General features: G+C 67.3%; 21 protein-coding genes. 17 read left to right on the top strand and 4 right to left on the bottom strand.

The genetic code is table 11. From position 1 onward, the window contains the following. Positions 1-2: 2 nt before the first annotated feature. The 10 genes from rpe (at position 3) to QUS11_05945 (ending at position 5,619) form a co-directional block, all read left to right on the top strand. The gene (rpe, locus tag QUS11_05990; GenBank protein MDM7992848.1) at positions 3-650 is read left to right on the top strand and encodes a ribulose-phosphate 3-epimerase; all 648 of its coding nucleotides are present in this window, start codon (positions 3-5) and stop codon (positions 648-650) included. Beyond that, on the top strand, positions 647-988 hold the full coding sequence (locus QUS11_05985) for a hypothetical protein (GenBank protein MDM7992847.1): 342 nt from the start codon (positions 647-649) through the stop codon (positions 986-988). Before rpe ends, QUS11_05985 begins: the two co-directional genes overlap by 4 nt. 69 nt (positions 989-1,057) lie before the next feature. Then, the gene (gene ffh / locus QUS11_05980) at positions 1,058-2,374 is read left to right on the top strand and encodes a signal recognition particle protein (protein ID MDM7992846.1); all 1,317 of its coding nucleotides are present in this window, start codon (positions 1,058-1,060) and stop codon (positions 2,372-2,374) included. A gap of 48 nt (positions 2,375-2,422) precedes the next feature. Then, positions 2,423-2,764, top strand: a complete 342-nt coding sequence (gene rpsP, locus QUS11_05975) for a 30S ribosomal protein S16 (protein MDM7992845.1) — start codon at positions 2,423-2,425, stop codon at positions 2,762-2,764. A gap of 34 nt (positions 2,765-2,798) precedes the next feature. Continuing rightward, complete coding sequence (locus QUS11_05970) at positions 2,799-3,029, top strand: KH domain-containing protein (GenBank protein ID MDM7992844.1); 231 nt, start codon at positions 2,799-2,801, stop codon at positions 3,027-3,029. A 1-nt stretch (position 3,030) separates the two neighbouring features. After that, on the top strand, positions 3,031-3,534 hold the full coding sequence (locus QUS11_05965; protein MDM7992843.1) for a hypothetical protein: 504 nt from the start codon (positions 3,031-3,033) through the stop codon (positions 3,532-3,534). Continuing rightward, entirely contained in the window at positions 3,531-4,283 is a 753-nt protein-coding gene (gene trmD / locus QUS11_05960; GenBank protein ID MDM7992842.1) for a tRNA (guanosine(37)-N1)-methyltransferase TrmD, read from the top strand. The genes QUS11_05965 and trmD overlap by 4 nt, the downstream gene beginning before the upstream one ends. Further along, entirely contained in the window at positions 4,276-4,626 is a 351-nt protein-coding gene (gene rplS / locus QUS11_05955) for a 50S ribosomal protein L19 (GenBank protein MDM7992841.1), read from the top strand. Before trmD ends, rplS begins: the two co-directional genes overlap by 8 nt. After that, positions 4,592-5,254 carry a ribonuclease HII gene (locus tag QUS11_05950; GenBank protein ID MDM7992840.1) on the top strand — a complete coding sequence of 221 codons (663 nt, stop codon included), beginning with the start codon at positions 4,592-4,594 and terminating at the stop codon, positions 5,252-5,254. Before rplS ends, QUS11_05950 begins: the two co-directional genes overlap by 35 nt. Continuing rightward, positions 5,254-5,619, top strand: coding sequence for a YraN family protein (locus QUS11_05945; GenBank protein MDM7992839.1), 366 nt, complete (start codon positions 5,254-5,256; stop codon positions 5,617-5,619). Before QUS11_05950 ends, QUS11_05945 begins: the two co-directional genes overlap by 1 nt. Positions 5,620-5,654: 35 nt before the next feature. Here the strand turns inward: QUS11_05945 and QUS11_05940 are convergent, their stop codons facing one another. Genes QUS11_05940 through QUS11_05925 form a run of 4 tightly spaced genes read right to left on the bottom strand, consistent with a single transcriptional unit; the run spans position 5,655 to position 10,942 of the window. After that, positions 5,655-6,431 (bottom strand): acyl-CoA dehydratase activase, encoded by a 777-nt coding sequence (locus QUS11_05940; GenBank protein MDM7992838.1) that lies wholly within the window; start codon positions 6,429-6,431, stop codon positions 5,655-5,657. After that, entirely contained in the window at positions 6,428-9,025 is a 2,598-nt protein-coding gene (locus tag QUS11_05935) for a double-cubane-cluster-containing anaerobic reductase (protein ID MDM7992837.1), read from the bottom strand. Before QUS11_05935 ends, QUS11_05940 begins: the two co-directional genes overlap by 4 nt. Then, on the bottom strand, positions 9,022-10,110 hold the full coding sequence (locus QUS11_05930) for a 2-hydroxyacyl-CoA dehydratase family protein (protein MDM7992836.1): 1,089 nt from the start codon (positions 10,108-10,110) through the stop codon (positions 9,022-9,024). The genes QUS11_05935 and QUS11_05930 overlap by 4 nt, the downstream gene beginning before the upstream one ends. 31 nt (positions 10,111-10,141) lie before the next feature. Further along, positions 10,142-10,942 carry a methyltransferase domain-containing protein gene (locus tag QUS11_05925; GenBank protein ID MDM7992835.1) on the bottom strand — a complete coding sequence of 267 codons (801 nt, stop codon included), beginning with the start codon at positions 10,940-10,942 and terminating at the stop codon, positions 10,142-10,144. Between the two features lie 902 nt (positions 10,943-11,844). On the opposite strand from QUS11_05925, the gene QUS11_05920 reads away from it, so the two are divergent. From QUS11_05920 to QUS11_05890, 7 genes are all read left to right on the top strand, one after another. Continuing rightward, positions 11,845-13,413, top strand: coding sequence for a YifB family Mg chelatase-like AAA ATPase (locus QUS11_05920; protein MDM7992834.1), 1,569 nt, complete (start codon positions 11,845-11,847; stop codon positions 13,411-13,413). Positions 13,414-13,499: 86 nt separating this feature from the next. Further along, positions 13,500-14,216: a hypothetical protein gene (locus QUS11_05915; GenBank protein ID MDM7992833.1), complete on the top strand. Its 717-nt coding sequence runs from the start codon at positions 13,500-13,502 to the stop codon at positions 14,214-14,216. An 80-nt stretch (positions 14,217-14,296) separates the two neighbouring features. Continuing rightward, positions 14,297-14,830: a DivIVA domain-containing protein gene (locus QUS11_05910; protein MDM7992832.1), complete on the top strand. Its 534-nt coding sequence runs from the start codon at positions 14,297-14,299 to the stop codon at positions 14,828-14,830. Between the two features lie 4 nt (positions 14,831-14,834). Next, the gene (locus QUS11_05905; GenBank protein ID MDM7992831.1) at positions 14,835-18,524 is read left to right on the top strand and encodes a C25 family cysteine peptidase; all 3,690 of its coding nucleotides are present in this window, start codon (positions 14,835-14,837) and stop codon (positions 18,522-18,524) included. Between the two features lie 16 nt (positions 18,525-18,540). Then, positions 18,541-19,545: a PorV/PorQ family protein gene (locus QUS11_05900; protein MDM7992830.1), complete on the top strand. Its 1,005-nt coding sequence runs from the start codon at positions 18,541-18,543 to the stop codon at positions 19,543-19,545. A gap of 80 nt (positions 19,546-19,625) precedes the next feature. Continuing rightward, positions 19,626-22,361, top strand: a complete 2,736-nt coding sequence (locus QUS11_05895) for an immune inhibitor A (protein ID MDM7992829.1) — start codon at positions 19,626-19,628, stop codon at positions 22,359-22,361. A 10-nt stretch (positions 22,362-22,371) separates the two neighbouring features. After that, positions 22,372-23,016, top strand: a complete 645-nt coding sequence (locus QUS11_05890) for a hypothetical protein (GenBank protein ID MDM7992828.1) — start codon at positions 22,372-22,374, stop codon at positions 23,014-23,016. Position 23,017 lies beyond the last annotated feature (1 nt).

Below are 23,017 nucleotides of genomic sequence, written 5' to 3'. Positions count from 1 at the left end.
GCATGAAGCGCCTTGTTTCGGCCTCGATCCTCTCCTGCGACCATGGGATGCTCAGCCCGGAGGCAGCCTCCATGGAGGCCGCCGGGGCTGACATGATCCACCTCGACGTCATGGACGGGGTCTTCGTGCCCGAGCTCACGTTCGGCCCCGCCGCCGCGGCCTCGATATGCCGCGCGACCGGCATTCCCGTCGACGCGCATCTCATGGTGATGCAACCAGATACGCTCATCGACGGCTTCGCCGGGGCCGGGTGCAGGTACGTGACCGTCCATGCCGAGACATGCCCCCACCTCGACAGGACTCTCGCCAGGATCCGTGAGAGGGGATGCCTCTGCGGGGTCGCCCTGAACCCCGCCACCCCTCCGGAGGCGGTGAGATGGGTTCTCCCGGTCGTCGACCTGGTGCTGGTGATGACCGTCAACCCGGGCTACGGCGGACAGGGCCACATCGATCATGTCCGCCCCAAGATATCTGTTCTGAGGCGCAGTCTCGACGAACTCGGCCGCGACGACGCCCTCGTCTCCGTCGACGGGGGAGTCGACTCCTCGAATGCCGCCCTGCTGCGCAACTGCGGCGCCGACATGCTCGTGGCCGGATCGTTCATCGCCCGGAGCTCCGACCGGGCGGCAGCCATGGAGGCACTGAGATGAGGAAGGCCGTGCTGGCGGCATCCGGACTCCTGGCCCTGCTGGCGGCATCCTGCGGGACCCAGACCCGTTCCGTCGACGAGGGAACCGTGGAGGAGCTCCGTACGCTGTTCGAACAGACGCAGTGCGAGTTCAGGATGGACGACCTGGCCTATGCCGTCTCGGTGCAGTTCCCCTATCTGGTGGAGGACTCGCTTCCCCCCGACGTGATCCCCGCCGGAGTCCCCGACAGCCTCACGGCATGTCCCGTGAGTCTCCTGCCTTATGCGATCCACTTCGAAGTCGACGGCATAACGGTGACATGTCCCTCCGGGCACGGGTCCGTCACCGTCGATTACTAGCACTTGAAGTTGTGTGCAGCCTTGCATATGATTGACTTTCTCCCGGCCTGCGGCCGGTAGGGCCGACGGATGCTCGAGAGGCTCTCGGAGAGGCTCGGATCCGTGCTCGACCGCCTGCGCGGGCGGGGGGTGGTTTCCGCCGCCGACGTGTCGGAGGCGATGCGCGAGATCAGGCGTGCGCTGCTCGAAGCCGACGTCAGCATCCGCGTCGCCCGCGACTTCGTCGATCGGGCCGGGGCCGAGGCCCTGGGCGAGAAGGTCCTGAAGAGCCTCACGCCGGGCCAGCAGATCGTGAAGGTCGTCCACGACCAGCTCGTCGGACTCATGTCCCACGAGAGGACCGCGCCGGATACCGGCGGCAGGCGGCCGGTCGTGTGGCTCCTGGCCGGGCTCCAGGGTTCCGGCAAGACCACGACCGCGGCGAAGCTCGCGGTCTGGGCGGCCAGGAGGCGCGGGATGCGACCGCTGCTGGCGGCATGCGACCTGCAGAGGCCCGCTGCCGTCGAACAGCTCGGAATCCTGGCCCGGAAGGCAGGCACCGGGTTCTTCGGCGAGAGATCGGCCGGAGGTCCCGCCGACGTCGCGAGGGCCGCGCTGAAGCTGGCCGGCAGGGAGATGTACGATCTCCTGATAGTCGACTCCGCGGGCAGGCTGCATGTCGACGACGGGCTCATGGAGGAGCTCTCGGAGATCCGGGGCGCCGTGGAGCCCAGGGAGACGATCCTCGTCCTCGACGGGATGACCGGCCAGGACGCCGTGAACGTCGCGCTCGAGTTCGACGGGCGAATCGGCATCACCGGGGCCGTGCTGTCCAAGATGGACGGAGACTCCCGGGGAGGCGCGGCGCTGTCCTTCGCCTCCGTGACCGGGAGGCCTATCCTCTTCCTGGGCACCGGGGAGGGGCTCGACGATCTCGAGGCCTTCGACCCCTCGCGCATGGCGGGGCGGATCCTCGGGATGGGCGACATCCTGGGCCTCGTGGAGAAGGCTTCCGAGGCATCGGACAGGATCGACGCCGAGAAGCTCGAGAAGAAGCTGCGCCGGGGCGAGTTCACGATGGACGATCTGCTCGCCGAGTTCGGGCGGCTGCGGAAGATGGGCCCGCTCTCGGACATCCTGGGGATGCTCCCCGGGCGCATGGTGCCGAAGGGCGTGACCGTCGACCCGAAGGAACTGGGTCGCAAGGAGGCCATGATCCTGTCCATGACGCCGGAAGAGCGTCGCAGACCGGAGCGGATAGATGGCAGCCGGCGCAGGAGGATCGCGAAGGGGAGCGGAGTCTCCGTGCGCGAAGTGAACAGGCTGCTACAGGATTACAGGGCGATGAAGGAGATGATGAAGAGGATCGGGAAATCGTCGAGGCTCGCATCCCTCCTGAGAGGATAGGCGGCCCCGGTTCCCGGCTACACGGGATGCAACGGAGGTGTTGACTTGGTGAGGATCCGGCTCAGGAAGATGGGTACGAGCAAGCTCTCGTTCTTCAGGATTGTCGCGGCTGACGGCAGGAAGGCCCAGGACGGGAGCTTCCTCGAAGTTCTCGGATACTACGACCCCCTGCGCAGGCCGCATGAGATAAAGGTCGACGAGCAGAAGGTCTTCGACTGGATGAAGCGCGGAGCCCAGGTGAGCGAGACCGTGAGGAGTCTGCTCCGCAGGACCGGTACGTGGGAGAGATGGTCCAGGTATCGTGCTGGCGAAGAGGTTGCGCCGGAGATGGTCTTCCTGAGGGGTGACAGGAGGACCGCTGCGGACTCCGGGAGTTCCGACCGGGCCTGACTGACGCCGCAACAACACGACTGGAGGGGTGTCCATGAAGGAGCTCATCGAGATGATCGCCAAGACTCTCGTCGAGAATCCTGATTCCGTTCAGGTCGACGAGAAGACGACCGAGGACATGCTCGTATACGAGCTCAGGGTCGCGGAGAGCGATCTGGGAAGGGTCATCGGTCGAGAGGGCAGGATCGCCAAGGCCATGCGCACGATCATAAGGTCGATCGCAGCGAGGAAGGGTCAGAAGGCGACTCTCGAGATAATGGACTAGCATGACCGGGGTCGTGCGGGCCGGATTCGTGACACGGCCGCGCGGCCTAGCCGGCGAAGTGGATCTGAGGCTCTTCCTGGCCGGACGCGCAGTCGGCCTCCCTGCGGGCTTCGAGTCGGAGGTCGGCGGCAGGGCGCTCAGGGTCGTCCGGTCATCGGTGCGCTCCGTGGACACGGTCGCGGCTCTGTTCGAGGGGATAGACTCGCTGGAGGCCGCGGAGGAGCTCAGAGGCGGGGATTTCTGTGCCCGGCGCGAGGCATTCATGGCCGTGCCCGGGCTTCGGCCCATGGGTCTCTTCCTCGGCATGAGGATGGAGTGGCAGGATGGCGGGGGAGTCGTCGAGGGCTTCGACCCCTTCTCGGCCAACCCGCTTCTCGAGGTCGCATGGGAGGGCGGCAGCTTCGAGGTGCCGCTGCTCCTCGTGACCGAGACGGGAACCATCGACTGGGACGGCGGGTGCATGAGGCTGAGGCTCCCCGCCGGGCTCGCCTCGGGAGCGGATTGAGGATAGCGGTAGCGACTCTCTTCCCCGAGCTCCTCGAGCCGTTCCTGCGCACGGGTGTCGTGGGCAGGGCGGTCTCTTCGGGGAAGGTCGAGGTCGAAACCCTGGACATCAGGCTCCACGGAGTGGACGCCAGGGGATCGGTCGACGACTACCAGTTCGGGGGCGGAGCCGGCATGCTGATGAGGCCGGAGCCCCTGTTCGAGACTCTCGAATCCGTCGAATGGCGCGGGGGCGCCAGGGTGGTCCTGATGGCGCCGGACGGCAGGAGGCTCGACCAGGATCTTGCCCGTGACCTCTCGCAGGCTGACGGCATCGTGCTCTTCTGCGGCAGGTACGGCGGGGTCGACGCGAGATTCGTCGACGGGGCCGTCACAGATGAAGTGAGTGTCGGGGATTTCGTCGTCTCGGGCGGGGAGATCCCGGCGATGCTCCTGCTGGAGGCGGTGCTGAGATGGGTCCCCGGGGTGCTCGGGAGGCTCGAATCGGCGGTTTCCGACAGCTTCGCGACCGGCCTGCTCGACTACCCGAGGTATACGCGGCCGGCCGTGTTCCGGGGTGAGCCGGTGCCGGAGGATCTGATCTCCGGCGATCACGCCCGTGTGGAGAACTGGAGGTTCGAGAGGGCGCTTTCCAGGACCAGGGCGAGGAGACCGGACCTCCTTGATGGTGTGAGTGTGGAGGACGCGAGGGATAGATTCTTGGGGGCGGTCAGACAGGCCGCCAGGACGAAGGAGCGGGAAGATGGATGAGCTGCTGAGGCTGGTCGAAAGCCGCCGGCCCGCCGAGGGCGTGCAGGATTTCGGTCCAGGCGACAACGTGAAGGTCCACTACCAGGTCGTCGAGGGCGACAAGGTGAGGATCCAGATATTCGAAGGCGTGGTGATCTCGCGCAGGGGCGGCGGCGCAGGCGAGACCTTCATCGTTCGCAAGATCTCGAACGGCGTCGGCGTCGAGAGGATCTTCCCGCTCTGCTCGCCCAGGGTGGCGGCGGTCGAGGTGGTCCGCAAGGGCAAGGTCAGGCGCGCCAAGCTGTTCTTCCTGAGACAGAAGAGGGGCCGTGCCGCCAGGATCAAGGAGAAGCGCGTCTACTAGCGCTCGGGGGGACGGACTCCTCGGATTCGATACCCGTGCGGCATCCCTCTGGGGGCGGGTCGCGGGGATCGACGAGGTCGGGAGGGGGCCGCTCGCCGGCCCCCTCGTCGCATGCTGCGTGGTCCTGCCTCCCGGCAGGGACATCCCGGGGGTCTTCGACAGCAAGGCGCTGAGCCCGGCCCGGAGGGCGGAGCTGGAGGAGATGATCCTCGATGCCTGCCTGGGCCGGGGCATGGGCGTCGTCGAGCCGTCCGAGATAGATTCCGACGGCATGTCGCGGAGCGTCGCGATGTCGTTCCGGCGGGCCGCCGGGTCCTGCCCCGCTCCGGCGGACGTGTATCTGATCGACGGCCTCGAGGTCCGGGATCTCGCCCTCCCGGCCAGGTTCTTCGTGAAGGGTGACTCCCGCAGTCTTTCGATCGCGGCCGCCAGCATACTCGCCAAGGTGCACAGGGACAGGCTCATGGCCATGGCCGATTCGGAGTGGCCCGGCTACGGCTTCGCCAGGAATTCGGGCTACGGGACGGCGGAGCATCTCGAAGCCCTGCGGAGGCTCGGCCCCTGCCCGGTCCACAGGCGCTCCTTCGCCCCCGTGGCCCGCACCGCCGACCTGTTCGGAGGGTGGTGATGGACCCCCTTGCCGCCGAGGCCGAGAACTCCGTGGCATCATGGCTCACGGATCGCGGCTGGACGATCCTCGAGCGCAATCTGAGGCTCGGCCCGGGGGAGGTGGATATCGTGGCCCTGAGGGAGGGGCTGATGGCCTTCGTGGAGGTCAAGCTGGCATCCTCGGGCAGCGCCACGATGGCCCCGGAGAAGATCGACGCCCGCAAGAGGTCGAAGATCGCAGGCGTGGCGGCCATGTATCTGTCTGTCACCGGATACGATGGAGACTGCAGGTTCGACGTGGCCATCGTGAGGGGCGCGAGCGGAGCCTTCGAGGTCGACTACCTGGAGAACGCCTTCGTCTCGCGGACGCTCTTCACGGTCTGACATCACAGCAGGGGCCTGCCCGGCGGCCCCTGCTCTCAGGTCCCCTTCGAGAGGGCCAGGATGGCGGCGCCCAGCGCCCCGGTGATCCTGGGCTCGTCCGGTACGAGTATCCCGGTGCCCATCTCCTCCACGAGCGCTCTCACCACGCCGCCGTTCTTCGCGACGCCGCCGGTGAACACCACCTGGGGGAGGAGCTTCGTCCGGCCGGCCATCGAGACGGTCCGCCTCGCGACGGCCCTGAAGACCCCGTTCAGGATGGACGGTATCGGGACCCCGGACTGCAGGAGGCCCACGATCTCGCTCTCGGCGAACACGGCGCACATCGAGGAGATCTCCACCGAGGCCCTGTGATCCTTCACGGCGTCGGCCATGCCGTCGAGCGGGACCCCGACGATCTGCCCCGTGAGCTCGATGAAGCGGCCCGTGCCCGCCGCGCACCTGTCGTTCATCACGAAGTCGGTGGTGCGGCCGCCTTCGTCCATCTCTATGAGCTTCGAGTCCTGGCCGCCGATGTCTATCACGGTCCTGGCCGACGGGAAGAGGTAGGAGACCCCGCGGGCGTGGCAGAGGATCTCGGAAGCGACCCTGTCCGCGAGCTTGAAGTAGTTCCTGCCGTATCCGGTCGCGAGAGTGCCGGCGAGGTCCGCGCGATCGACGCCGGCAGCCGCCAGCACCCTCCCGAACAGATCGGCCGCAGCGTCCGCGGGACGCGACCCGGTGTCCGTCACTGCGGATTCCACCATCTGCGCACCATCGAAGAGGACCACCTCGATGGACCTCGCGCCTATGTCGACCCCGCAGCCGAGTCTCACGAAAGCTCCAGCAGCGTCTGGATCCTCACGGCCAGCCTCTCGCGGTCGGAATCCGAGTAGTCGGTCTCGACCTTCATGTAGGGGAGGCCGAGCGTGTCGCGGACATGGCGCTCGACCAGGTACGATTCGACGTTGTAGGTATGGCAGGCGTGCCAGACCAGGTCCACCACGGCCTGCGGCCTGAACCTGGCCGCGAGCCTGTCGATCAGCTCGAGCCTGCCCCTGTTGGGTGTCATGCAGGAGCAGGGGATGTCGAAGTGCTTCCTGGCGACCGCCTCGAACGGGTCTCCGTCCTCCGGGGTCAGCTTCTCGGTGGGCTTCACCCCAGAGCAGGCCTCCTGGACCACGACGATCCCCCCGCACTCCTCGACGAGCTCGATCACCTTGAGGGTGTCCCTGCCCGTGGGGCATCCCGTCACCATCACCCTCGGCGCGCCCGCGGGAGCCGCCCTGAAGCCTTCGGCGGCCCTCGCCCGGACCCCGGAGGCGAAGCGTCCCAGCATCTCCAGGTGCCTGTCGAAGCCCGAGAGCCTGTATCTCACCAGGGCGAGCTCCCTGCCCGTCACTATCGGCGGGTCGGATTCGCCCAGGGAGAACACCTCGTTGAGGAGGCTCCTCTCGCGGTTCATCCGCCTTATGGCGTCCCTCATCCTCTCGTCGGTGATCTCGACTCCGTACAGGTTCTCGAGGAAGCGCGCGAGCTTCCTCACCTCGGAGACCCAGTGGCGGAAGGCATCCTCCTCGTCGCACTTCTGGGTGAGCTCGAGGATGTGCTGCGGCTTCCTGTCGGCTATCAGCTCGTACATCTTCTTCTTGCCGTCGCAGGTGGTCTCGGCGACCACGGCGTCGCACACCGAGAAGAACGGGCAGCGGCTGGTCAGGATGTAGCCGAACGACGACTTGATGAGAGGGCACAGGTTGGAGGGGAGCACCGTCTCCGCCGGGGCGATCGTCCTCCTGCTGGTGCCGCAGAGGCAGACCGGGCTGGCGCCTGCCGCCATGATGACCTCGCGGGGGGTGTACTCGCAGTAGATGCCCACCACGCCCCTGCCCTGCCTCTTGAGGGCGCGCACCGCATCCACCTCGACGGCGATGGAGTCGTCGAAGTACTCGAAAGGGTCTTCGCCTGCGGCGGAACCCGGCCCGCCCGGGCAGCATCCCGTCGACACCATGGGCGACCTCCTGGATCTCAGAAGTTCCGTGAAGCTCTCCATCCTGCCCGCCACCTGCTCGTTCCGGCGACCGGGGGAGTAGGGCACGTCGAAGGCGAGCAGGGGTATGCCGGCCTCCCTCTCTATCACCTCGGCCAGCACCTTCTCCTCGTGGGGGCAGTGGCTGGCCCCGAATATGCCCGACACTATCACGCCCTCCGCGCCGAACCTCCGGGCCTCCTGCGCTATCCTGGCGGCCCTGGCGTGCGGCGACCCGAGCATCAGGTCGTCCATGCAGTTCTCCGCGACGGATGCGAAGACATCCCCGCCTCCGGCCAGCGGCAGGTACGAGTGCGAGATCATGTACTCCGAGCCCGCCACGCATCCGCCCATGTCCTCGAGCTGCGTCACGAGCGACGCATCGGTCGGGGGGGTCACCCAGTAGACCCTCAGGGGATCCTCCCCGAAGGGGGATGTGCCGGACTCCAGGCGCGACCTGACGGTCGAGAGCAGGTCGTCCAGCACGTCGAGGCTCTCGTCGGGTTCGGAGCAGGTATGTATGCCGATGAACTCGGCAAGGAGCATCTCGAGGCCGGGCAGAGGCGGCCTGCGCGCGGAGTAGACCAGGCGCCTGAGCTCGGCGATGCGCCCCCGGAGCCCGTTGAAGAGGTCCCTGCTGCGCTCGAGGTCGGCTTCGGAGGCCGGGTGCCCCGTGAGCCGCTCCATCGCACCGGCGATCCCCCTGAGCTGCCCCTCGGCGAAGCGGGCGGCGGAGAGCTGGTAGCGCATGCCGCCGTGGGGCGTCACTCCGTATTCCTCTCCCGGGGACCACGACGTCTCGTCGAACCGCCCGGCCATCTCCCACCAGTGCACGTTTATCCCCAGGCCCTCGATGAGCTGCATCACGGCCGAGAAGTCGTCGCAGCAGGCTCCCACCCCCGCGATGCACAGGTCGGGCTTCGGGAAGTAGTCGAGCGTCACCATCGCGCCCAGGGCCGCCCTCACGTAGCACAGTTCCTCGCCGGCCCCGAGCCTGGCAGCCTCGTCGAGCAGGTGCGGCTCCTCGGAGAAGCAGGGGGCCCACCACAGCTCGTCGGCATAGAACGTGAGCGCGTCGCGCCAGGCATAGGTGATCACCGGCACCTGGCCCAGGTCCTTCATCGCGGCGACTATATTCAGGCCGTTCTCCTTCGCCAGGAAGAGGCGGTCCTTCTCGCTGAACAGGAAGGCCCAGAGCCTGAGGGCGGCCGGCGAGTCGTCGAACCGCAGCCTGCGGAGGAGTGTGTCTCCCCTGCACGAGTATTCGTGCGGGCTGAACAGGTACTCCACACCGCCGGGGATGAGGTTCCTCAGAAATCTGCACCTGTCGCGGTACTCGTCCGGGACCTGCCTGATGCGGGCCTCCCAGTCGTCCGAAGTGATCCTCTCCGAGAAGCGCGTCATGAGAGGCTCTCCAGGAAGGCCTCGATGCGGGTGCCGATCCTCTCCCGGCCCCCCGGCCCGAAACTCGTGTCCAGGACCAGCACCGGAACGGGCATCCTGGCCCTGATCCTCTCCCGCTCGGTGTACCAGAGATCGCAGAACTTCAGTGTCTTCAGGATCATGCCGCGGCAGCCCGCCTCCTCGATCGATTCCGCCAGGTAGTCGAAGACCCCTGCGTTGGGCCTGCAGCGGGCGCACCGCGATGCCCCGAAGTACTCGCGGGCCAGGCCCGCGGGCGAACAGTCGCCCGGTCCGCCCGAGGGGAGCGATGCCTGGAGGCCCGAGCAGCCCAGCGGGACCATCACGGCGCCGGCTTCTTCGAGCAGCTCCGGGACCGAGCCGTCGCCGTGCGCCATGGGGCCGCCCGCGACGGCGATCCTGGGTCCGCCCGACCAGGCGCCTCGGCCGGGTGCAAGGGATTCCAGGAACGATGCCAGCCCGCCCGGCCGAGCGATGCTCAGCAGCGAGAAGGCTGCGTGCAGCGCGGTGGGCGGGAGGCTCCCGGCCATCGCGATGGAGCGGAGGGAGGAGGCTGCCCTCCTCCTCTCCGTCTCGTATGCGCGTGCGTCCGGCTCCGAGTACGCGACATGGCCCGAGGCGGCCAGATCCCCGCACAGTCTCTCCACCTGATGCGCGAAGTAGCCCTCGGCCTCGGGGGTCCTGGTGGACGGGAGCTGGATGTGGAGCGCCGGGGTCCCGGTGACCCTGCCCAGCTCCTGGAAGAGTCTCCTGGTCTGGTCGCACGTGTACATCGCGACCCAGACGTCCACCATGCCGTGGAGCCCCGATCCGGCGGCGGCCGCCCCGGCGAAGGCCTTCACGAGAGGGCAGGAATCCGGTCTCATGAACCGTTCCCCTGCCTCCTCGTTCGAGCCGGTGGCTCCGTGCAGCACCCTGACCGGGCGCATGCCCAGGCCGGCCCCGACGGACATCGGGAAGGCGTGGCAGAGAGTCCCCAGGACGCGTCCGCCGCCTGATCGGAATGACGCTATCCCGCTGAGCTCGCTCTCGATCCTGGCTTCCAGGAGATCCGCCCGTCCCGTCACCCTTCCTCCGGTCCGCCGCGCATGCCTGCCGTTATTTCCTGAGAGCCACGATCCGGCATCTGCCGAACGACCCCGCGTGGGCCTGCTCCGACATGAACGCCATCTCGCCCCCGAGCGCCTTGAACATGTCCATGTCCCACCCGATTATGCGCAGGGCGTCGAACGTGAGCTGGTCCGTGAGCATGGAGATGTAGAGGTCGATGCACTTCGCGAAGTGCGGAGTGCAGTCCTCGGAGGAGACGATCTCGAAGCCCGCGTCCCGGAGGAGGCCCTCCCAGTAGGACCGGGGGCCGATGAAGGGGAACTTCATGAAGGAGCAGATCCTCTGGGCGGTCGACTCGGTCCATCCCGCCGGGCCTTCTACCCAGTCGCTGAACGCCGCCCTGCCGCCGGGGCGGAGCACCCTTGCGGCCTCGCGGATCATGGATTCCTTGTCCTCGACGTAGCACCAGGCATCCTCGCCCCACACCACGTCGAAGAAGCCGTCGGGCCAGGGGATGCTCCTGACGTCGCCGAGCCTGTACTCGATGGAATCGGAGAGGCCGTCGGCGGCCGTCGCGGCCCGGGCCTTCGAGAGCATCGCCTCGGTCGCATCTAGCCCGTAGCCCTTCGCTCCGTGGAATCTGGCGAGGAACCTCAGGCCCGCGCCGAGGGCTGAGCAGAGGTCGAGGACCTTCTCGCCCCGCGCGATGCCGGCCTTCCCGGCCAGGATCATGGATTGCTGGAAACCGCCGATGTGGATCTGCTCGCCCATGATGAGCTTCCACAGATCGCCCTCGGGGCCGCTGTAGACACCCTGCACGTCGGCCAGAACAGCTCTTGTCCTCTCCATGGATCCGATCTCCCCCTTCCGCTCCGGGCCGCACGGGTCCGGACGCCAGAGGAGGGCCCGCGGCAGTGCCCTCAGGCCGCCGCAGGAGGCGGTCAGGGGGCCGGCTGCCTCATATGGAGCCCGACCGGGCTCCGGGCCCGGCCTCAAACCTTCATGCTGTACAGAGTCACCATGACGGTCCTCACGCTCCATCTCCGTTCGGATTGTGGAAGGCGCCCGGCCTTCCAGCCGCGAAGATATCCGCCTTGCCCCCGAAGGGCAATAGGTCGGTTCCTGGTTTCAGATTGTTCAGATGCAGAGATATCTTTCTGTCCCGCAGTGCTATAGCCATGTTTCGGTATTCTTGACTTGCATGAACTATGCTACATCAAGCTGGATGAATGCCGAAAACCGCGCCTGATGGTTCTCGATAACTCCAGTCGTGGAAATGAAAACAAGTGCTGCGAGGCAGTGTCACATGCGGCTGTGGCAAGGAAGAACATGCAGAACCACCAGGGAAAACCATGCGGCAGGAGCCATTTGGCGAGGGAGTCAAAGGAGTTGAAAGCGGACTGCAACACGCAAGCTGTTCTGCAGGCTCCCCGGGGGAGCCTGCGGGAAAAGGCGGCAGGCCTGAGCGCTCTCGCAGGTTTCCTTCGGAAACCGTGCTGCGCTTCCCCTTCATATCCGCCGGCGCGGAAATGAAGGCGTCGCCAGCTTTCTGCCGAAGGCAGACAGCGAGAGACCATGATTCCAGCCTTGACGCAGGCTGTTCTGCAGGCTCCATGGGGGAGCCTGCAGGAAAAGGCGGCAGGCCTTAGCGCTCTCGCAGGTTTCCTTCGGAAACCGTGCTGCGCTTCCTTCTCATTTCGCTCCGCGAAATGAGGGGCTTGCACTTCCTGCGGGATCGGAATACACTGGAGATGAAGAAGGAGGTGGAGGCAGGCATGCTGGCCCGCACCAGGGGCATGGGCATCTGCGGGATAGACGCCTTCCCCGTCGAGGTCGAGGTGGACATGGCCAGGGGGCTGCCTACGTTCACCCTGGTCGGCCTGCCCGACAGCTCCGTGCGCGAGTCGAGGGAGAGGGTGCTGTCCGCCATGGGAAGCGTGCTCGACAGCCTGCCCGGAAAGAGAACAACGGTCAACCTGGCTCCCGCCGACAGGAGGAAGGAGGGGTCCGGCTTCGACCTGGCCATCGCCGTCGGGCTTCTGGCTGCCGCTGGGGCCGTCCCCGTCGAGGCTGCATCCAGATACGTCTTCGTCGGCGAACTCTCGCTCGACGGCGCACTCAGGCCTGTGCGGGGCATGCTCTCGATGGCCTTCGGCGCACGGAGCCTCGAGCACTCTGGCCTGATCGTCCCGGCCGGCTCCGCCCCGGAAGCCGCCCTGGTGGGAGGGCAGGACGTGCTGGGCGCCCGCAACCTTGCCGAGGTGGCCTCTCTCCTTCGCGGTTCCGCCTCGATCGAGCCTACGAAGCCCGATACCGACTCCATCCTTCGGGGCAGAACCGATGCCGAGCCCGACATGAGCGATGTCAGGGGCCAGGAGCAGGCCAAGCGGGCTCTCGAGGTCGCCGCCGCCGGCGGGCACAACATCCTGATGATCGGGCCGCCGGGTGCCGGCAAGACGATGCTCGCCAGGCGATTTCCCGGAATACTGCCGCCCCTCGAGTCCGAGGAGGCCCTCGAGACCACCCGGATCCACAGCGTCGCAGGAATCCTGCCGGAGGGCACGCACATCGTCCGCGAAAGGCCCTTCCGATCCCCTCACCACACCGTCTCCGACGCGGGGCTCGTGGGCGGCTGCACCAACCCTCGGCCGGGAGAGGCCAGCCTGGCGCACAACGGGGTCCTCTTCCTCGACGAACTCCCCGAGTTCCGCCGCAGCGTGCTGGAGGTGCTCCGCCAGCCCATGGAGGACGGAGTGGTTACCATCTCGCGGGCGTCCTCGTCGGTCACGTTCCCCGCCGGGTTCATGCTTCTCGCCGCGATGAACCCGTGCCCGTGCGGCTTCCTGACAGACCCGCGGAAGGCCTGCATCTGCACCGGCCCCCAGATACAGGGATACCTCCGCAAGATCTCCGGTCCCCTGCTCGACAGGATCGACATCCACATCGAAGTTGCGCCGGTCCGCTACGGTGACCTGTCAGGCCGCACGCCGCCGGGAGAGTCATCGGAGGCGGTGAGGGCCAGGGTGTCCGAGGCCAGGCGCAGGCAGCTCGCGCGGTTCGGGAAGGGCCGGAAGGTCTTCTGCAACGCCAGGATGAGTTCGGCCCAGGTGCGGCGCTTCTGCACGCTCGGCCCAACGGAGGCCGCCTTCCTGCGCGACGCGGTGGAAAGGTTCGGATTCTCCGCACGGGCCTACGACAGGATCCTCAAGCTCGCACTCACGATCGCGGATCTGGGAGGGGAGGAGAGGATAGGTGCGGCGCACATCGCCGAGGCCGTTCAGTACAGGGCGCTCGACCGCGACTTCTGGCAGAATGCCTGACTGCCCGCTCCGGCCGGCAGTCCGCTTCCAGGCTGGAGGCTTCATTGCCGCGACGCCCCGTATCCCCGGGAAGGTATGATAGGGACATGGATACCGAACTCTCCGCGGGGATAGCCCAGGCGCTCGGCAGGATCTCCGACGGGATCGGCAGGGCGCTCGCCGAAGCCGGGCGGGAGGGCCCGGTGAGGATCATGGCGGTGACCAAGACTCATCCCGTCCCGATCGTATCCGCGGCCATCGCAGCCGGGATCACGCTGATAGGCGAGAACAGGGTCAGCGAAGGCGGCAGGAAGATCGCCGCGCTGGGGCGCGATGCCGCCGAGTTCCATCTCATCGGTCCCCTCCACAGGAGCGAGGCCAGACAGGCCTGCAGGGACTTCCATTTCATCGACTCCATCGACAGGGAGGCCGTGCTGGAGGCCGTGGCGGCGCGCAGCCGCGGCTGTGGGGAGGAGGGGCCCGGAATCCTCCTGGAGGTCTACACCGCACCGGGGGAGGGGAAGCACGGATTCCCACCCGACTGCGATCTGCTCAGCCGCATGGTGGACAGGGCCGTGTCGCTCGATCTGCCGCCGGGCGGGTTCCTTACGGTCGGACCCCTGGAGGGTGGCGCCGCCGCATCCCGGCGCTCTTTCGCCCTGCTCCGCGAGACGCGGGACAGGGTTGCCGTCTCCACGGGCCTCGATCTGCCCGAACTGAGCATGGGCATGAGCGGAGACTGGTACGAAGCCGTGCTGGAGGGCGCTACGACACTGCGCCTGGGGAGGGCGCTCTTCGGCGAGAGGTCCGGATTGACGCGGTAAGGCCCTTCTGTATCTTCAGAAAGGCAGATGATGACGCGGCACTCCTCCGGGCCCCGCCCGGAGGGAGGGGAGGCTCCATCGTGCGACTCACACCTCTCGACATCAGGAGACAGCGGTTCGCAAAGGCGCTCCGCGGCTATGACACGGCCGAGGTCGAAGCCTTCCTCGAAATGGTCGCGGATGCCTGGACGGAGCTGACCGCCGTCGTGGAGGGCTCCGAGAAGGAGCTCATCGCGCTCAGGGCCAGGGCCGCCGACTTCGACCGGATGGAGGGCGCCGTGCGCGAGGTACTCGTCGCGCAGCAGCAGAGCGCGACAAGGGCGCGGGAGGACGCCGAGAAGGAGGCGGAGCTCATCGTCATGGACGCCGAGGTCAAGGCGGCCAATCTCGTCAGCGAAGCCCGCGAGAGGGTGCAGATCCTCTCCGAGACCATCCGTGAGCTCCAGGACAGGAGGCTCGCGATCCTCGCGCAGATGTCCTCGTTCCTCGAGGCCCAGGGCAGGGTGATCGAGATGGAGGAATCCAGGATCAAGGCCGATTCCGTTCCGGAGGGCAGGCTGCTCTCCGGCGAGGAACCGGGCGACGGCCCCATTCTGGAACTCTCAGAGCTCTGAAGCCGTGACCGTTCTGCTCCTGGCCGCCATCTCCGCTCTCGGGGGGCCGGCATTCCGGCATTCCGGAACTGCATATGCCGCCATATGGCAGGTCCCCGAGCTCAGGCCCGTCCATTCCCCGTCGGGAGAGATCGCGGGCTGGGCGGCCGCCGGCTGCGGCTTCAGCGGTGAGGGCTGCGACATCCTGCTGCCGCGCATGAACGTTTTCCTGCCGATACCTCCGGGTTCCGAACCCGTCCTCAGGGTCGAGGCTTTCGGAACAGCCGGGATGGATGGCTCGGTCCGCAGGGTCATCCCCGCCGGCGGAGGCGATGAATTCGTCGTCGCCGACCCATCCGGGCTTCCCCGTGACTGGGGCGGGCTCGAAGGGATATCGAACTTCAGGGGGTTCAGCCTCGCCAGGGTTTCCCTCTATCCCGTGATCCTCTCGGGAGGCTCGCTCCTGACGGCGTCCTCCCTGCGGATCGTCCTGGATCACGGGTCAGCCTCCAGGCCGACGGCGGTCACCGGAGCAGAGGGCGATCTCCTGAGGCTCTTCACCGGCACCGACAGGGCCTGGCGGGCGACGCCCCGGGGCGCGACCCGGGAGAGCCCGTTCATGGGCCTTCCCTGGGCGAGGATCGGTGTAGACACCGCCGGTGTCCACGCCGTCACCGGCGACATGATCCCCCAGGCCTGCGGTTCCTCCTCATCCACGCTGTCCATGTTCACAGGCAGGGGCAGGATGATGGGGCCGTCGCCCTGGGACAGCACCTATTCGCCCCGCGCCGTTCCCATCCTCGTGAGCGACGGCGGTGACGGAACCTTCGACGAGGCAGACAGCATCTACTTCTTTGCCCGTGGGCTCTCGTGGTGGGCCTCCGACGGCGACAGCCTCCCGGCCCACTTCATGCACCAGTTCTCGGGCCGCAACGTCTACTGGCTCACATGGGGAGGAGAACCCGGCGCCCGGATGGACATCCTCGACGCCGGACAATCGGGTGCGCCAGCCGTTCAAGGCGATCTCCCCGCCAGGTTCCACTTCGAGAAGGACGTCGCCCGGAAGCCCGATCTCGTCCCCGGCGACTGGGTGTGGGACTCGGCCCTGGGTTCGGGCACCCAGTGGTTCTACCACGAATTCTCGATCCCCGACGCCTCCGACGGCTTCGGGACGATCAGGCTCAGCCTGTATGCGACCGATCCCGGTGATCACCGCGTCGTGGTGCAGATCAACCAGACCACCATCGCTGATGCAGCCTGGACGGGCGTGGGCGCACTCCCGCTCACAGCCGCGGCCCTCAACCTGCATGACGGCCCCAACACGCTGTCGCTCGGAGTAGTGCACAACCCGTCATCCGACGACGTCTTCATGGACTGGTTCGAGGTCTTCCCCCACGCATCCGCGGGATTCCACGGGGCAGGCCAGGTCCAGATCCCCATCGAGCGCCTGTCTCCGGGCATGCGCCACAGGATCGACTGGGACGGGAGCCTCGACGGAGCAATGCTGTTCGCTACCGGGAGCGACACGACGGCCGCCCTCCTGGAGGGCTGGACTGGTTCGTCCTTCGAGATAGACATCCCGGCGGGATGGACCTCCCGCGAGATATGGGCCGTGCCCCCCGGCGGTGTGATGACCCCCGCCTCGATCGAATACGCCGAGCCGGGAAGGCTCCTCGCCTGGCAGGGCGGGGCCGAGAGGCTCTACATCCACCCCGGAGGATATGTCGACGACGTGGAGGCCCTCCTCGATCCAGCCGCCTCGAATGCTGCGGTTTCGCTCGAGGAGATCTACGACGAGTTCGACGGCGGCGTCAGGGACCCCTACGCCGTGGTGGCCTTCCTGGATTACGTCCTCGACAACTGGGACCCGGTCCCCGTCGACGTCATCCTCTGCGGCAGCGGCCACTTCGACCCCAGGAACAGGATCAGCTCGAGGATCAGCCTCATCGACGCGCTGCATTCCCCCGGCGACTTCTTCCAGGACGACATCTACGCCATGACCGATGGTGCCGACCTGCCGCAGTTCGCAGTGTCGCGCATCTGCACCTCGGAGCGTTCCGGATTCGCCGCGATCGCGTCCAGGTCGCAATCCTACAGGTCGGGGGAGTACGGCGGGACATGGCAGGTCCGTGTGATCGGGGCGGCCGACGACGAGCGCTCGAGCAAGAGCTCGTACGACGAGACCTACCACACCGAGAGCATGGAATACATACTGGAGCACAGCCTCCCCGCGACTTTCAGGCCGGTGAAGCACTACCTCATCTTCTACCCGTTCGACGACCTGTGGAAGAAGCCCGAGGCCCGGGCCGACTTCATCGGGCTCTGGTCGGAAGGCGCCCTTCTGGTGAGCTTTCTCGGGCATGGCAGCTTCGACCAGCTTGCCGACGAAGGGCTGTTCTACATGGAGGACGTCGGTCTGCTCGAGAATTCCGACCGCCTGCCCGTCGCCTTCTTCGGCTCGTGCAGGGTGGGCCAGTTCCAGGATCCGGCGTGGGACTGCCTGGCCCAGTCGGTGACGACCGCCCCGCTGGGCGGCGCCATCGCAGGCATCGGCGCCACCTTCGACACCGCCGGAACGCTCAACGAGGCGCTTCTTGCCGCCTTCACCGAGGCCGTCCTGTCCGGCGACGGCGCCTCGATGGCCTCCTGCCTGCTGGCCGCCAAGCTCTCGGCCGGGTACTCGGGTCTGAACAACAGGGTCTACGTGATGTTCGGCGACGGCTCGACCCCGCCCGCCCTTCCGGGAGCCCTGCCCCAGCCGTACTCCGACACCCTGCGCACCGGCGAGCCGGCCGCCGTCAGCGGCGAGTGCCCGGAAACCGGGCCGGTCCTAGTCGAAGCCTTCGAGTCGGCGCGCAGGCAGACCTACTACACCTTCAGGCAGGGCCTCCCGATCGACTACATGGACATGGGGGCCAGGTTCTTCTCCGGATCGGCCGCGGCCGGCCCCGAGTACTCCGCGCCCATGTTCGTCCCCGCAGACGCGGACACCGGGAGCGCGGGCAGGATCGCCGCCGTCCTCCTGGCGCCGTCCGCGACGTTCGCCTGCGCACTGTTCCCTCATCCCGTGATCCACGGAAACCCTTCGGCCGCAGACTCGACCGGGCCCTTGATCGAACTCTGGATCGACGGGTTCAGGGAGACGGAAACCCCGACGGTATCAGGCCCGGTCGCGGTCGAAGCCAGGCTCTCCGACCCCTCCGGCATCGACCTTGTCGGCAATCCGGGCAGACAGCTCGTCCTCTATGTGGACGGTTCGCCGGTGGATGCATCGGGCTCGTTCACCTACGATCCCGGCAGCGCCACCGACGGCGGGCTCGAGGTCCTGCTCGGGACCCTGCCCGCAGGGGCGCACTCTCTCGAGCTCGCCGCCAGCGACGGCCTCCTCAACCGCAGCAGCGCCGGGATGGATTTCGATGTAGTCGCAAGCGACGGGCCCAGCTTCAGCAGCGTGTTCGCCTACCCCTGCCCGGCCACCGACGGAGTCTCCATCAACTGGGACCAGAGCGGGTCCGAGCCCGTCGACCTGGACATCTACACCATCTCGGGCAGGCGCATCCATTCCGAGAGGAACCTGAGGTGCACGCCCGGCTATAATCAGTACTGGTGGGACTGCAATGACAGGGATGGGGACCCGGTGGCCAGCGGGTCCTACATCTTCCGGATCTCAGCCGGCGACGCCGAGGCATGCGGCATTCTGGCGCTGGTCAGATAGGCTTTCGGGAGGGGACATGACGAGATCTCTTTGCACGGCTCTTCTGGCCGGCCTGCTCGCGACAGCATCCGCGACGACCGCCAGCGTCATCTGGCTCAGCATCACGCCCGGCGCCAGGGCCAACGGGATGGGCGAGTCGTTCACTGCCATATCCGACGACGCCACCGCCAGCTACTGGAACCCTGCCGGCCTCGCGCTCATCGCCCCCGAGACCCAGGAGGTGACGCTCCAGCACTCCAACTGGCTGCCCCAGCTCGCCGACGACATGTACTTCGAGTATCTCGGCTACGCGAGGAACCTGGAAGGGATCGGCGGGGTCGGCGGGAACATCACCTTCATGTCCATGGGCGAGATGCTCGAGACCGAGCAGGGCGTAGAGGACCCCATCGGCACGTTCTATTCCTACGGCGTGGCAGCCACCGGAGCCTTCGGCACCGAGGTGGCCCCCGGCACATCGGTGGGCATCGGGGCCAAGTTCATCTACGACCACCTCTACTACACCGACGAGGGCAAGGGTACCTCCTTCGCGGTCGACCTGGGCGTCCACTACCAGATCCCGATGGACCAGATCGGTCTCGGCAGTGCGGGCGACGCCTCCCTGGGCGCCAGCGTGTCGAACATCGGCCCCAACATGAGCTATGCCGGCGAATCGGAGAACAACCCGCTGCCCCGGACCCTCCGTCTCGGGCTCGCGTACGAGCCATTCGACACCCAGCTCACCCAGCTCAGCATCGCGGCGGACTACAGCAAGCTCATCGTCAACATGGACGACGGCTTCTCCACCGAGGTGCGCGAGAACAAGTGGGGCGCGGGCGCCGAGTACTGGTACTACGACCTCCTCGGGCTGCGCGCCGGCTACACCCACGACACCGAGGGACAGTCGACCATAAGCGGCGCCACCTTCGGAGCAGGCCTGAGGTATGGCGGCCTCCAGTTCGACATGGCCTTCGTGCCCGTGGACGAGAGCCTCGAGGGCTCGGGCAAGTACAACAAGAAGTTCTCTCTGGTGGTGCAGTTCTGAGAGCAGCCGGCGCCATCATCGCCGCCGGCCTCCTGGCGGCTCCCGCGAGGGCCGCGGTACCGTTCACGACAGGAACCGGCGTGCCCTGGCTCAACGAGAGGCCGTCATCGGGCACGGCCATCTCCGACGGCACGCCCGCGGCGCCGTTGTCAGCCTCGGCGGAGATGTCGCTCTGCGTCATCAGGGTGGACTTCGTGGAGGATTTCACTCCGCTCACCTCCGGCGACGGAAAGTTCCTCACCGGGCACGACACCGGCTACACCCAGGGCCTTGCGGACGACGTCGCATCCTGGCTCCTGGACGTCTCCTACGGCGACCTGGAGCTCACCTGCGACGTGTACCCGGATCAGGGCGCATACCACATGCCGCACCAGATGTCATGGTACGGCGCCGATTCGGCCTGGGCGGCCGGGTGCTGCCTCCTCCTGCGCGACGCCGTGGAGGCCGCCGACCCCGGCATAGACTTCTCGCAGTACCAGTCCGTCATGGTGGTACACGCGGGTTCGGGGCAGGAGGCGGACATCCTGGGCGACAGCCCGGGCGACCTCCACTCGGTCTTCCTCACTCTCGCCGATCTGACCTTCTACCTGCCCGAGGGCGGCTCCGGGTACCAGGGCATCCACACGGACGACGGAGTCTTCGTCCAGGAGGGCCTGATCGTCCCCGAGCAGGAAACCCAGGACGGATACGGCCTCGGCGTCCTCGGCACGATGGTGCACGAGTTCATGCACCAGCTCGGTCTCCCCGACCTGTACGACACCCAGTCCGGAGGAGTCGGGGTAGGCGGCTGGGACATCATGGGCTACGGCCAGTGGATGAACAGCGGCTTCTGGCCCACCGGGCCCGGCGCCTGGTGCAGTGTGAGGCTCGGATGGACCCAGGTTGTCGACGCTTCCGGAGGCGGGACATGGGATCTCGAACCCGGGGGCGAAGCCCTGAAGGTGGATCTCTCCGGCAGCGAATACCTCCTCGTCGAGAACCGCCTCCGCGATCCCGACGGCGACGGTCTCTGCGGCGAGCACGAGAGGGACTACGCCCTCCCCGGCTCCGGGATACTCGTCTGGCACGTGGATGCCGGGGTGGTGTCGGCGAACACTCCCACGAACACGGTCAACACCGATCCTGAACACAAGGGCGTCGACCTCGAGGAGGCCGACGGCATACAGGACTTCGACTACTCCCTGCCTGACGTCTTCGGCATCATGGGCAGCGAGTACGATCCTTTCTTCTCGGGCGGCTACTCCGACTTCTTCGGTCCCTCGACCGTTCCTTCGAGCGAAACGAGCTGGGGCGGCGCCACCGGCGTCTCCGTCTCGGTCGGATCGGCGCCCGGCGCCTCGATGCAGGTGACCGTCGACCCCGTCGCCATGGCCTATGGATGGCCGGTGCAGACCGGTCCGCTGGCCGGCGGACCCTGGCGGTGGAACACTGCCGACGGGCCCCTCCTTCTCTTCAGATCCACCACCGGGCTCCTGTGGAGGGTGGATCCCGAGGCTCCGCAGGAACCCGTGACGGCCGTCGCCCTGGGGGTGACGGCGGCGCCCGCCATCGCCCCCCTGTCCGGCGCTGCGGACGACATGGTCTGGCTCGGTGACGACGGAGAGGTCCATCTCCTGGGTCCCGACGGCACGGAGAGACCGGGCTGGCCGGTCATGGCGACGGGCATGCCCGTCCGCTGCGCGATTCTGGCGGAGCCCGGGCTGGTGATGGTGGCCACCGACAAGAACGTGATCCACCTGTTCGGGACGGACGGCGATCCCGTCGAGGGCTGGCCCGTATCCGTCTCGGAGTACCCGGATGGCCTTGCAGCCTGTGCCGACGGGGGATCTCCCCGGCTTCTCGCAGCTTCCACCGCAGGCGGGAGGGTCTACGCCTGGGATCCCGGCGGCGAGGCGCTCGAAGGCTGGCCCGTCGAGGCCCCGGGCGGTGCACCGGTCTCCCCCCCTCTGGTCTGCGACATGGACAGGGACGGCACGGTGGAGGTGGCGGTGCTGTGCGGCGGCATGCTCTCGTGCTTCTCGTCCGTCGGGGCGATGGAGCCCGGCTTCCCCGTGCAGACCGGATCGGAGCCCATGGGTGCGCCGTGGCTCTGCGATCCCGATTCCGACGGGATGATCGACATCGGGATAGAGACCGCCTCGGGGATCGAGATCCACGAAGCTTCCGGCGCCCTCCTCCTCGACTGGCCCGAGATCTACGAGGGCGATCCCTCCGAGGGATGGTCACAATCCGCCTCGGGCTGCGGCGGATCGGGCTTCGTGGCCCACTTCTCACGGGACGGCCGCCTCTTCCTGCGCAGCGGCTCGGGCGAGGTGCTCCCGGGCTTCCCGAGATCGACTGGTGACGACCCTCTGGGTGCACCGCTCCCGGTCGACTTCGACGGGAACGGCTGGTATGGCGTCGTCGCATGCGACAGATCGGGATGGATAGGCTTCTGGGACGACGCCGTCCAGATCCAGGGCTGGTTCCCCGGGCTGGATTTCAGCGGCGCCGGCTGCTGGCCGGAGAACCTCCTCCCCGCGCTCTCGCCCGGCTCCGGGGGCGTCACCTCCGGCAGCTTCTTCGTGTATCCCAACCCCGTGAGGGACGGCGACGCGACGATACGGTTCGAACCCGGCTCCGACTGCCGGTACGGGATAGATGTCTTCAACGTGGCTGGCGAGATCGTCTCCTCCTTCTCGGGCGAATGCACGGGCGGGCTGGCATGCGAGGTGCCCTGGGACACCTCCGACCTCTCGCCTGGGCTCTACTTCGTGTGCCTCGACGCAGGGGGCGAGGAGATGCTCTTCCACGCGGCCGTGACCGGCCGCAGGTAGCGGGGGCGGTATGAACAGGGCACTTGTGATCTGCGCGCTGGCCGCCTCTCTCTCGTGGTCCGGCGGCGGCAGCGGCGCCGTGGTGAGGTCGCTCGTGCTGCCGGGATGGGGACAGCGCCACCTGGGGTACGAGGGCCGCGGCAACATCTTCCTCGGCGTCGAGGCCGCCACCTGGATCGGCGTCGGAGTGTCTATCCTCGAGGGATCGATCTCCACCGACGACTACGAGAGCCTCGCGCTGAACGAGGCCGGGATCGACGCATCCGGCCTCGACGACGACATGCTCGACGACGTCGCCGACTTCGGCTCCACCCTGGAGTTCGACGACTACATAAGGCGCCTCGCGAGGTACTACTACCCGGACGATCCCGTGGCGCAGCAGCAGTACTTCGACGCCAACTCCTGGCAGGGCGGCGACACCTGGGCGTGGTCTTCCGACGAAGAGCGCGAGAACTTCGAAGACGCCCTCCGGCAGAGCCGTGAATGGTACCGCCGGGCGATCTACGCAGGGGCCTTCGCGGTGGTGAACCGGGCCGTCAGCGCCATAGACGCCGCCCTGATCGGAGGCGACGAGCCCGTGCTCTACAGCTCCCTCGACAGCCCCGACCCGTACGACTTCTCGTCCGTCCGCATCACCGTGGGAGCGAGGTTCTGAT

Source organism: Candidatus Fermentibacter sp. (assembly GCA_030373045.1).
In the GTDB taxonomy this organism is placed as follows: domain Bacteria; phylum Fermentibacterota; class Fermentibacteria; order Fermentibacterales; family Fermentibacteraceae; genus Fermentibacter.
This window is presented reverse-complemented; position numbering and strand designations above follow the sequence as displayed.

What these genes read in the sequence shown, in the direction of transcription:
- QUS11_05890 (MDM7992828.1), top strand. Translation starts at nt 22,372, where the DNA reads ATGAACAGGGCACTTGTGATCTGCGCGCTGGCCGCCTCTCTCTCGTGG.
- rpe (MDM7992848.1), top strand. Translation starts at nt 3, where the DNA reads ATGAAGCGCCTTGTTTCGGCCTCGATCCTCTCCTGCGACCATGGGATG.
- QUS11_05920 (MDM7992834.1), top strand. Translation starts at nt 11,845, where the DNA reads ATGAAGAAGGAGGTGGAGGCAGGCATGCTGGCCCGCACCAGGGGCATG.
- QUS11_05965 (MDM7992843.1), top strand. Translation starts at nt 3,031, where the DNA reads ATGACCGGGGTCGTGCGGGCCGGATTCGTGACACGGCCGCGCGGCCTA.
- QUS11_05935 (MDM7992837.1), bottom strand. Translation starts at nt 9,025, where the DNA reads ATGACGCGCTTCTCGGAGAGGATCACTTCGGACGACTGGGAGGCCCGC.
- QUS11_05900 (MDM7992830.1), top strand. Translation starts at nt 18,541, where the DNA reads ATGACGAGATCTCTTTGCACGGCTCTTCTGGCCGGCCTGCTCGCGACA.
- QUS11_05945 (MDM7992839.1), top strand. Translation starts at nt 5,254, where the DNA reads ATGGACCCCCTTGCCGCCGAGGCCGAGAACTCCGTGGCATCATGGCTC.
- rplS (MDM7992841.1), top strand. Translation starts at nt 4,276, where the DNA reads ATGGATGAGCTGCTGAGGCTGGTCGAAAGCCGCCGGCCCGCCGAGGGC.
- QUS11_05970 (MDM7992844.1), top strand. Translation starts at nt 2,799, where the DNA reads ATGAAGGAGCTCATCGAGATGATCGCCAAGACTCTCGTCGAGAATCCT.
- QUS11_05985 (MDM7992847.1), top strand. Translation starts at nt 647, where the DNA reads ATGAGGAAGGCCGTGCTGGCGGCATCCGGACTCCTGGCCCTGCTGGCG.
- QUS11_05915 (MDM7992833.1), top strand. Translation starts at nt 13,500, where the DNA reads ATGGATACCGAACTCTCCGCGGGGATAGCCCAGGCGCTCGGCAGGATC.
- ffh (MDM7992846.1), top strand. Translation starts at nt 1,058, where the DNA reads ATGCTCGAGAGGCTCTCGGAGAGGCTCGGATCCGTGCTCGACCGCCTG.
- QUS11_05925 (MDM7992835.1), bottom strand. Translation starts at nt 10,942, where the DNA reads ATGGAGAGGACAAGAGCTGTTCTGGCCGACGTGCAGGGTGTCTACAGC.